The sequence below is a fragment of the Pseudoalteromonas sp. McH1-42 genome (assembly GCF_022347845.1).
GTDB lineage: Bacteria > Pseudomonadota > Gammaproteobacteria > Enterobacterales > Alteromonadaceae > Pseudoalteromonas > Pseudoalteromonas rubra_D.
Map to the genome: position 1 here is coordinate 300,657 of NZ_JAKRFU010000001.1, position 9,735 is coordinate 310,391.

Below are 9,735 nucleotides of genomic sequence, written 5' to 3' on the forward strand. Positions count from 1 at the left end.
CTTTTTGATTTGCACAATAATCAACCACCAAAAAGACATGCCATATCGCCAACACTGAAAAGCATATCCCATTGTTTTATTTGCTAATATTTTTAATGTGTCGCTTTTACAGTGCTAGGCGTCGCTTTTCTCATAACTGATATATCAAAAAACTCATTATGTTAAAGGTGCAGAACGAAAAAACGGAACCTGCGACAAAACAAAAAAGCACACAGGAGTCTATATGGATTACTCAGGTAACAAAATCAGCCATTCGGATGCGTTTGCACTGTATCCGGAGACAGCCATCACTACCTCTTTAAGCCGATTTTCAGAACCTCTGGGCATGGACCAGTTTCTCATTGTTGGGGTGAATGGCACCGAGCCAGTGTTCAGGTACCTTTCTACGTGTTCCGAACAGTTCCTTCGCGCCTACTTTACGGATGGGTATTGTTTTTCTGATGACCTTATCCACTACTGCCAGCAAACACTGGCGCCGCGCTTTTGGAGCACTCATGACTATCACAATGCATCGCTTGCCCCAAAAACTCTGGGAAATCTTCTGGCTCAGGAAAACATCAATGGCGGTATAGTCATACCAGTCCACTATAGCGGTGCGATTGTGTTGGTAAACTTTTTTTCCAGCCAATCATACGATGAGATAAAATCTGTATATTATCAGCATAGTACAATATTAAGTGACATCACACTCACTCTGATCCCCAGAATTATCAAAGAGTGCCCGGACTATTTATTTCTGCGACCAACATTAACGCCAAAGAGCAGCGAGTGTTTGCTATATATGGCCAAGGGCATGACTAACCCTGAAATATCTGAACTGATGCAGGTATCTAAGGACAGAGTTAAGGAGCTGGTCAGCCAGATCCTTAATCAACTGGGTGCAGCAAACAGAACAGAGGCAGTACTCAAAGCAAAACAAAGCTTGCTCATTCCATAAAAAAGAGGCCAACCAAAAGGAAGTACCCTGTGGTTGGCCTACTTATTGACACTCAATTTACTTAGCTGGATCCTTAATGCTCAATCCTGAGAAAACATCCTGGCTGGTTAATTACTTTTGCTGCTCCGCGGCAAAATCACAGTTCGCAATAACCAACAAAGTGCCAGTACCCCGGTTGAACCTGGCTTTCAAAGCACCATTATTACTCGTTATAACACTTTGCTTATTGTAAGCTTTCGACTCCCGGGAAAGCCCGGAGTTCCCTACAAGTACACCTAATATGTTGCAGGCTTTACATATCAAAATAAAATGCTTATTTCAGCCATCGGCTAATCCGCATGACTGGTGTGTGATGATATCCAAGGGCTCAGGTAGTATACCAATTTCACTTAATTTCCTGGCCTATTTGAAGGAGCAAATAGGACGCTAACAGCGATAAAATTTCCCATTTAGAACCGCTACCTAAGGTATAAGCTTATAAATTTTTGCCTCGCCTATTTGGGTGTAGGTGCCTCAGCGATAGCAGGATGCGGGAGCGGTGTTATCGACCCTATTTTTTCGCCTCAAACTTGATCACTTATAGTATTACTTGCTGAGGACAAGTTTCGTGCATGCTATGGTTATTTTTGCTCTATGTCTTGAGACATTATTTTTCTATCGTCTGCTTGCATGTCAGGCCTTTCCTAAACACGGCGATATAATGGCTATGCCAAAGCCCCTAATTTTTATTGTGGTATTGCCTGTGCGCTAGTGCCAGCTGTGCCTAATTACAGCAAGATGAGAACGCCTATTGAGCCTTGTCTTGTTATCCGGCTGACTGTTTAAGTGCATAGAGAATATACGCCTGAAAACCGGCGATGATAACTCCCCAAAAAGGGAGTACAGACATTAAAATTCGAAACATAGTGGCGTGCTTTATAGGTAAAACGCGAATAGTCCATTATGTTTTGTCTAAAAAGATATGGCGGCTGATATTAGTGCAGGTGCACTGGGGTAAAAAAGGCACATCCTGTGTGCCTCAATACAAGTACTCTCAATTACAGTCTTTTATACTGACCACCTTTTCAGGCTACCCTGGCCAGCGACTATACTTATTGAATCTATTTACTCTTTGGAATAAGACCAAATAAATTATCGAACCGTTACTTTCTGGCGCATAAAAATACGAAATATTCCCAACCAAACCAAGCAACTTCACACAAGTGATTGCTTTTGGTAACAGCTCAATTCATAAGTAGACAATGCTCCCTCAGACCGTCCCGAAAGATTAACCAAGAAATGAGAACAAAATATGGATGTAACAAAAAAACCTCTGTACTAAACTTACTCTACGCAAAGGCTACAGCATAAAAATCATACAAAAAAACAGAGAATTACTGCTTGCTACGTTGAAACCCAACGTATGGATTGTCACTTCATATCAGAACGCAAATTTAACACATTAGATTCTTTCAATTTACACAAAGTAAACTTTGTGCAAAGAATATTACCGAACAATTTATAAACAGAAGAAGGAAATCCCCATGAAGTTACACCTAAGCAAAAAGAACCTAAAAAACCTGGGCAATAAAAATGCACTGGACTCAGATCAAACGCCAATGATCGCCGGCGGGGCAAGTGCGATTCCGCCAACCCGAGTACAGAAAGGTTGCCCATATTTTTCTTATTTCCCAGTGAATACCTGTATCCCTCGATAAGCAGGTAAAAAAGGGCACTCTGAGTGCCCTGTACAGTAAGCCAAATGAACCTCTCACATTATCTGGCCATTTCTGCCCCCCACTCAGAACAAACGTATATTTGCCGTTTTCTATAGCCCTTTACTCACAGCTCTACACACCTGATCGAGCCTGAGAAAAATGTAAAGCCCCTTTACGAGAACTATAGGCAACGAAATCTCTATGGGTATCTGGCGTATCGAGCGGTTTGTAGGTAGTTCCCGGCTCGGAGGCCGGGATGACGGCGGGGTAAATAGCTTAGGCGACACCTGTCACACCCAAGGTGGTTGAAAGGCGACTTAGTTGATCTCATGTCGAGTGAAGGCGCATTTAACATGCAATATCGCTTCAAAGACCAGATTGGCCAAACATATTAGGCTCACAGTATGTAAATGCGCTCAAGCCTGCCACGGCCCGACCTCGCTTTGCGTCATCCCGTGCTCAACTCGGGCTCCATTGACGACGCAAAGACGATTCAGGCCTTATCACTTATGCAATGGTTCCCCAGATTTTGCTGAGCTCATATGATGTGTACTCATAGGCTCACCTGGTTTAATTACACTATTTACGTAGTCAGGCACAGGCTTTGTCGCTTCCTCCGCTTTAACCAAATTGGCCGAGTCCTGAACCAGGTTTGGTACAGATCCATTCAAGCTGCTTTCTGTGTTCAGGATCAATGGCAGCCCGTCTTTGCCGCTACCAATCACAACCACTTTAGCATTGTTCGATTTTGCCAGCTCGATGGTGGCTTCAATACCGCGCCACCTCAGGTAAGTTTCAGAAATACCGCCAGCTACGGTTTCCTGAAAATCAGCAATACCCTGAGCTTCCGTTTTCTTACGCTGTGCTTCTTTCTTTGCTACTTCAAGACGCATTGCGTATTCCTCATTCAGGTAGCTCTGGTTTACCTTAGAAATAATTGCCTCATGTACTTTATCCGGCACATCTACCCGTTTGATCAGCATATCGTCTAAATTAACTAAGGTATGACCATCTTTCATGTGGCCTGTTTGCTCTAAAATCGTCTCTTCCTGAAGGTGTAACTCATGCAGCACTTCTTCAAGCAGCTCTTTTTGCACTTTTATCCGTTGATGACTGTAAACCTGCTCAGCACGATATCTTGACACTATCATGCGTACCGCAGAGGCCACCTCCGGCAACACCATTTCTTCCAGGTACTTGGGCCCCACCAGTTGATGTAGATAAGGCACATGTTCAATGACAGGACGATACCTGACCGTGACATTGAGTGTTATTCTGAGACCCTCGCTGGTGATTGCATCTATGCTCTCATGTGCCGTCTGAAAACGTCCGTTGTAAATTACCAACTTGTCCCAAGGCATAACCAGCACAGTACCTTCACTAAAATGCTGTTCCAGATACGTACCTCCACCAAAGCGCTTCCACAAAACAGCGACCTCACCAGAGTCAACCCGGATAAAAATAAACGGCACCAATGCCACGATTAGAAACAAACAGATCAATATGGTTAAACCGGCTCTGAAGCGCCAGGATAATATGCGTTTACGCCAGGCCGGCTTGTAACGCCTGAGTGCCCGCATTACCAAGTTGGCAATAAGGATCAACAGGCAGGCACCTGCCAGCCCTATGAGTGCCAGATCAGGAGGCAGGATAATATTCATGACGGTACTCCATCTGTTTCTACTTCATGATGTTCCATTAGTTGTCCTTCTACCATCTTCAAATGCACGTCCGCCAGATGGAAATAGGCGTCGTCATGTGTAATTGCGATCACCGTGTTGCCACGGGCCTTGAGTCTGGGCAATACCTGTTCATAGAATTTTCGTCTGAATATTGGGTCCTGATCGGCGGCCCATTCATCAAAAATATAAATCGGCCTATTTTCCAGTATGGTGCTGAGTAGTGCCAGGCGTTTTCTTTGCCCGGAAGAAAGGTCTATGGTGCTGAACTCTCCATCAATCACACTGACCTTTGCGTTCATTTCTAAAAAGGTCAGCCATTCATCGATATCTTCCTGAGACGTTGTCTTGATCCCATAGAGCTGTTTAAACAAATGGAAATCCGCAAAGACTGAGGTAAAAATACTGCGGAAGCTCTCTCGATCGGCATCGTGAACCGCCCGCCCGTCCAGGAAGATTTGTCCGGCCTGAAGCTCATATAAACCGGTTAACATACGAATAAACGTGGTTTTACCGCTGCCGTTACCACCCGTAATAAAGGTAATTTGTCCTCTTTTAACCGTTAAGTCGACCGGCCCGACAAAGAAAGGTCTGTCGCCAGGCTTACGATTATGCTGATAATACGCGCCCTCAAGCCTTAACTCCTCAAAGCTATCAATGGATTGTACCTGGGTATTGCGCCGTACCGTATTTTCAGCTTGCTCCCGTTTAAGGTCTGCCTCGAGCGTCAGTACATTTTGCGCCGCTTCCGTCGCCGTCGTGAACACTGGAATACCACCAACAATACTGGTGATCGGGCCGATTAAAAACAACGAGGCCGTCGTCACCTTGATGACCACTTCCGGATAAACATCTGATAACACTGGCACGAAAAACACCATTGCACCGGTTGCAGCGAAAAAGGTTATCTGAGAAAGGACAAAGTCGGTCGCAAACAACGTTTTGGTCACTGTTTGTGCGCGCCGCGCCTTGCCAGAAGATAGAGAAAACTCGTGTTCCAGGTCGTCTGCTCTCGGTGCGCTCAGTTTTACTTCTTTAAAACCGTCGAGCAAGTCCGACAAGCGCTGGATAAGCTGGTTTTCGCTCTGAAATGCCTGCGCCATATTACGCTGAATTTCATTGGCCCGTAAGCGGTGGATACTGCCGCCCAACATGATCAGTACACTCAAAACCACAAACGCCATCACCGAGTGATAAGCAATATACAATGAGGTGAAAAACACCAGACTGATAGACTGACCAATGATCACAAAGAGCTGAGCAGACTGAGAAATGGTTTGCAGCTCTTTACTGAGCGTATTGAAAATCCGCTCCTTGCCAATTTTTTCAAGCATCGATAGTTCGGTATGCCGAACCGATTCGAATAACTCAACCCGCATATGATCAATGGACTTTTCAACCATTTTAGCGGCTTTAGTCATTAACCTCTGCTGGGTTAATCCGTAGATCAACACCGTCAGGGTAAAAAGCACCAGGTAGTAAAATACATGGTTTTCCTTGTGGATATCAGAAATGTTTTCTGCCACGTTGTTGATAAGAGCAAGCACCAGTGCATTGGCAAGGCCAGAGATACAACCGAGTAATACAAAGGTCCTTTTTTTAATTTTAATGTTTCGACTTATTAAATCGTATAATACCATTTTTATTGTCTTTTCATTGTGTTACCAGTGGCCTGAAAGTCCGCCACTGGTCATAATACTGAGCGCTACGACGCAGTCAGAACTGCAATCCTTGTTATCTTATCTTGAGGATCTACATCCTCTGTTTTCAGCTTGCCTGTTTTTTGGTCACAATCAAATAGTGAATTTAGGCAATGCCGGATTTTCTGTTATTCCTCCGCTTCTCTTGGCTCTGCCAGACGTGTTTTAGCCAGTAATAACACCAGTAAACTCACCAGTGGCGTAAATACTAGGCCAATAAAGAAAAACCCAACTGGACCCGCAAAGGTATTGCGTCCCCAGTAACCAGAAAGTACACATAACACCAGATACAAAGTAACTAACATGATTTGCTCCTCTGAACTGACTAGCAGTTCCAATTAACCGATGAGCAAATAAACCAACAGACACGCCGTTGGTTTATTTGTGTTTTAGCCTCTCAACTTACGCTGTAGCTTGGTTGTCTTGAGTGCTGTTGCCTTTATCTTTTCGATACTTAGCTGCAATTTCAGAGATGTCTCCCTTAATGCTTGCCAGATTAAGATCTAGCAAAGTGCCGCCGTTTTCGAAGTGTCGGATAAACGTAGAACCTACTGCATTTGTAGATGCAGCGGATACCACTGGCATAAATGCGAGTGCGCTAAGCGTGCCAATGATTGGTACCGACTTTAAGAAACTGCTAAGTCCTGCACCGCCCAAAGACTGTGGGAATGAGCCGCCAATCACCGCACTTACCGTACCGCGGATCTTATTGTCGCTGTAAGACTGACCATATACTTGAGCAATCTCACTGATCATCTTGATTTGTACCCCAGTCAAGGCCACCAAGTCGATTGCCGGTACTGGGATCAGACCCGTACCGAAAGACCATTTGGTGTACTTGTCGACAATAATGCGCGCTACGGCTTCGCGATTCTCAACCTCAACATTTGCTGATTCCTGCTGTGGAGCAGCGCCAGCAGCCGTTGTGGCCTTGTCATCCTTCGCTGTTTTTGTCGCTGTCATGTTTTTTCCTCTATGATTGGAATTGTACCAACGTCATTAAAAATTCAGTTGGCATAAACAGTTGTTAAACCCACCAAGTCAGGTAAAGCCTAGACCCTAACTTGCCCTTTTTCACTTTCCATGTCCTAAAACACAGCAAGTAAATTCGTTTAAAATGCAATGGATACGATACAAAACCGCCGTTAACCACTGCTTTTATCTTTTCTTAGCGATGACATCATCGTTCTGATTTCATTGCTTCCTATACGCATAGCCTGTTCGCAAATCCCGCATCAGGTGCAGGTGTCTTAGTAGAATCCAAGTCGTCACACCTGATCGGTCACATTCACTTTTACGCTTCATCCAATACCGTCTGACAGGCTTCGGTACGGTGTTTATCGCTATAAAAGATAATGTTGCGAATTTCCTGCGCAATACAATCCGACTCGGTGCCCGTTTTAACGTAATTACTGAACACCATTACGTTCTGGTCGCGCTCCAACAGACGGTTAAAACTGGTCACCCACGAGTACGGATAGCTGCCTGAATACTGTAAGAATTTTTCGTATTTTCTGAGATTTGTTTCACTTGGGTCATCCGGACAATCGGCCACTTTGCCGTACTGATTTGGGTCGATATAGGTCACAAACCAGCCATAACCATAGTATTCACACGATGAGGAGCTACCGGTGTTGGAATAAGGTGCAAATGCAGCCAGTTTCTGGGCTTCATTAAGTATTTTGTTGGTGTACAAACCCTGATCCCATTTGTGCATATCTTCCACGGTTGAATACATATCACCGGCTGAGTAAAGCACGAGCGGATTGCTGTAAGGGTTCACCAGAATATCTTCATACGGCGCAGGGCCCCCAGTCGCTGGCGGACGCCCATTGGCCAGTGGCAGATACTGGTTATCTTTGTAGATGTATCCTGTCGTCATATCTGGGTAGATACCAATGGCACTAAATGAGCCGCTTTCGCTCATGTCCAGCGGATCGAGGATCTGCTCTTTGAGGATATTGCTGAACCAGAAACTGCGGTCGATGTCACCCTGAGTACCCGCTGCAAGCTGCTCAATGATGTTGCCAACCAGGTAATAGTTACAGTTACTGTATTCGTACTTGCTACCCTGGCTGAAAGACGGCTGTCCCCCCTGCTCTTCACAGGTACAAAAGCGATTGCCAAACCCTTCAGGGCCGTTCAGATTAAGGGTTTCGTCGTACAAATAAGGACGCCAACCCCAGTCGTTATAGACTTCTTCGTTGTCACTGTAGTTCGGGATCCCCGACGACATGGCCAACAGGTTGTGCAAAGTGACGTCCGCACACTGGTTTTTAGGATACCAGGGCAGATGATCGCCGACGGTTTCCACTCTGAGGTCCTTTCCTTCGAGCATCCGCATCAGGATCGCAGCTGCGAACGCTTTGGTATTTGAGCCAATCCGGTACTTAGATTTAACCGTGTTATCCACGTTGTACTGCATGTTTTGCGGACCGCAGTGGTATTCATAAACCACTTTGTCTACAGAAGTGATATAAATAGTCCCGAAAAACACCATGGCATCACAATATTGCCTGACAGACGTATCTATCATTTCAATTTGCGATGCGGTGATCGTAGTATCTTTCGCAGTACTTTTATTTTGCAGACACGATGCCAGGGCGAGGCTGATCAGGCACATCACCATGATATTCAGCCTTGAAGGGTTTAACCATTTCATTGTTTGAATTCCTCAAATTTGACTACTCTGTTTGTCAACCGCAGCACCACTAACAAACCCCATTATGCGCGTCTTAACGCGCAGCTTTTGCCATTCCCACCAGTACTTTACGAGTACCTGTGTAGGCCTGACGGCCGTGGGTATACAGCATGTTGTCCAGCAGCAAAATATCGTTGCGCTGCCAGGGGTAGGAAAACGTCAGATCGCGATAGACTTGGTTGATAACATCAATATCTTGTTTCGCAATCTCACTGCCATCACCGTAATAAGCGTTACGCGGTAAATAGTCAGTACCTATGCTGTCGGGCATTTCGGTGTCAACGGCAGAACAATGAAACAGGTGTGCCTGATTAAACCAAACCTTTTCACCGGTCTGCGGATGCGTCATCACCGCAGGTCTGAACTGGCGAGTCTGCAACCTGCCATCGTCAAACCATTCGCACTGAATGTCATTCTTCCAACAGTACGCTTCTACATCGTCACGACTTTGTGTCTGGAACACCTCTTGCCAGGGCAAATCTATATCGCCGTAGTTGCGCACATACATAATGCCGCGCTCTTCAAAGCGATTTCTTAACGCTTCTGGTAGCTGTTTATAAACTTCACGACTGTCAGCAAGTGGCGTATCCCCTCCAGTTTTTGCCGGTACGACACAGAAAAAGCCCATTCTCATTGGCCAGCAATTTGAATAAGCATTTTCGTTGTGTTGCAGGATCACCTGATCGGCGTGATATTCAGTGGTGGTGTAAATGTTGTTGCGCAGTGCAGTGCGAGGGGAAGAACGATAGATATACTGGCTCAACTGCTCGCCAAAAATCGTTTCCAATATTGTGCTGAACTGGTTGGTGCTGACGATGTTGAGACCGCGAAGTAACGCAAACCCATCGCGGTCTACCCAGGCATTAATTTCCTTCACATTCGCCTTGACCCAGGCAAGACCACTTTGCTTTTGTCCTGAGAGATCATGGATCCGTTGATCTGTTTCGGCGGAACTGAGATCCATGTCTGTTGATAGTAACTGATCCATTTTATTCCCATCCTTCTCGTTAGGTATCAAATA

General features: G+C 45.3%; 8 protein-coding genes. 2 read left to right on the plus strand and 6 right to left on the minus strand.

Going from position 1 to position 9,735, the window contains the following annotated elements:
- Nucleotides 1-223: 223 nt before the first annotated feature.
- Entirely contained in the window at nt 224-937 is a 714-nt protein-coding gene (locus tag MHN31_RS01145) for a LuxR family transcriptional regulator (protein WP_125557289.1), read from the plus strand.
- Nucleotides 938-2,460: 1,523 nt separating this feature from the next.
- On the plus strand, nt 2,461-2,634 hold the full coding sequence (locus MHN31_RS01150) for a hypothetical protein (RefSeq protein WP_164517458.1): 174 nt from the start codon (nt 2,461-2,463) through the stop codon (nt 2,632-2,634).
- Nucleotides 2,635-3,137: 503 nt separating this feature from the next.
- Here MHN31_RS01150 and MHN31_RS01155 read toward each other — a convergent pair.
- The 6 genes from MHN31_RS01155 to MHN31_RS01180 all read right to left on the minus strand — a co-directional run bounded on the left by MHN31_RS01155 (nt 3,138) and on the right by MHN31_RS01180 (nt 9,702).
- Nucleotides 3,138-4,295, minus strand: a complete 1,158-nt coding sequence (locus tag MHN31_RS01155; protein WP_125557291.1) for a prohibitin family protein — start codon at nt 4,293-4,295, stop codon at nt 3,138-3,140.
- Nucleotides 4,292-5,953, minus strand: a complete 1,662-nt coding sequence (locus MHN31_RS01160; RefSeq protein WP_239443216.1) for a cyclic peptide export ABC transporter — start codon at nt 5,951-5,953, stop codon at nt 4,292-4,294. Before MHN31_RS01160 ends, MHN31_RS01155 begins: the two co-directional genes overlap by 4 nt.
- 188 nt (nt 5,954-6,141) lie before the next feature.
- A complete protein-coding gene (locus MHN31_RS01165) occupies nt 6,142-6,318 on the minus strand; it encodes a hypothetical protein (RefSeq protein ID WP_164487838.1) in 177 nt (58 codons plus the stop codon).
- A 97-nt stretch (nt 6,319-6,415) separates the two neighbouring features.
- Complete coding sequence (locus MHN31_RS01170; protein ID WP_010380848.1) at nt 6,416-6,976, minus strand: DUF697 domain-containing protein; 561 nt, start codon at nt 6,974-6,976, stop codon at nt 6,416-6,418.
- Nucleotides 6,977-7,307: 331 nt separating this feature from the next.
- Nucleotides 7,308-8,675 carry a serine hydrolase domain-containing protein gene (locus tag MHN31_RS01175; protein WP_010380845.1) on the minus strand — a complete coding sequence of 456 codons (1,368 nt, stop codon included), beginning with the start codon at nt 8,673-8,675 and terminating at the stop codon, nt 7,308-7,310.
- A 73-nt stretch (nt 8,676-8,748) separates the two neighbouring features.
- Nucleotides 8,749-9,702, minus strand: a complete 954-nt coding sequence (locus MHN31_RS01180; RefSeq protein ID WP_239443217.1) for a TauD/TfdA family dioxygenase — start codon at nt 9,700-9,702, stop codon at nt 8,749-8,751.
- Between the last annotated feature and the right edge of the window lie 33 nt (nt 9,703-9,735).

Excerpts from the sequence above, each read along its gene's own strand:
- MHN31_RS01145 (WP_125557289.1), top strand. The coding sequence starts at position 224 with ATGGATTACTCAGGTAACAAAATCAGCCATTCGGATGCGTTTGCACTG.
- MHN31_RS01150 (WP_164517458.1), top strand. The coding sequence starts at position 2,461 with ATGAAGTTACACCTAAGCAAAAAGAACCTAAAAAACCTGGGCAATAAA.
- MHN31_RS01155 (WP_125557291.1), bottom strand. The coding sequence starts at position 4,295 with ATGAATATTATCCTGCCTCCTGATCTGGCACTCATAGGGCTGGCAGGT.
- MHN31_RS01160 (WP_239443216.1), bottom strand. The coding sequence starts at position 5,953 with ATGGTATTATACGATTTAATAAGTCGAAACATTAAAATTAAAAAAAGG.
- MHN31_RS01165 (WP_164487838.1), bottom strand. The coding sequence starts at position 6,318 with ATGTTAGTTACTTTGTATCTGGTGTTATGTGTACTTTCTGGTTACTGG.
- MHN31_RS01170 (WP_010380848.1), bottom strand. The coding sequence starts at position 6,976 with ATGACAGCGACAAAAACAGCGAAGGATGACAAGGCCACAACGGCTGCT.
- MHN31_RS01175 (WP_010380845.1), bottom strand. The coding sequence starts at position 8,675 with ATGAAATGGTTAAACCCTTCAAGGCTGAATATCATGGTGATGTGCCTG.
- MHN31_RS01180 (WP_239443217.1), bottom strand. The coding sequence starts at position 9,702 with ATGGATCAGTTACTATCAACAGACATGGATCTCAGTTCCGCCGAAACA.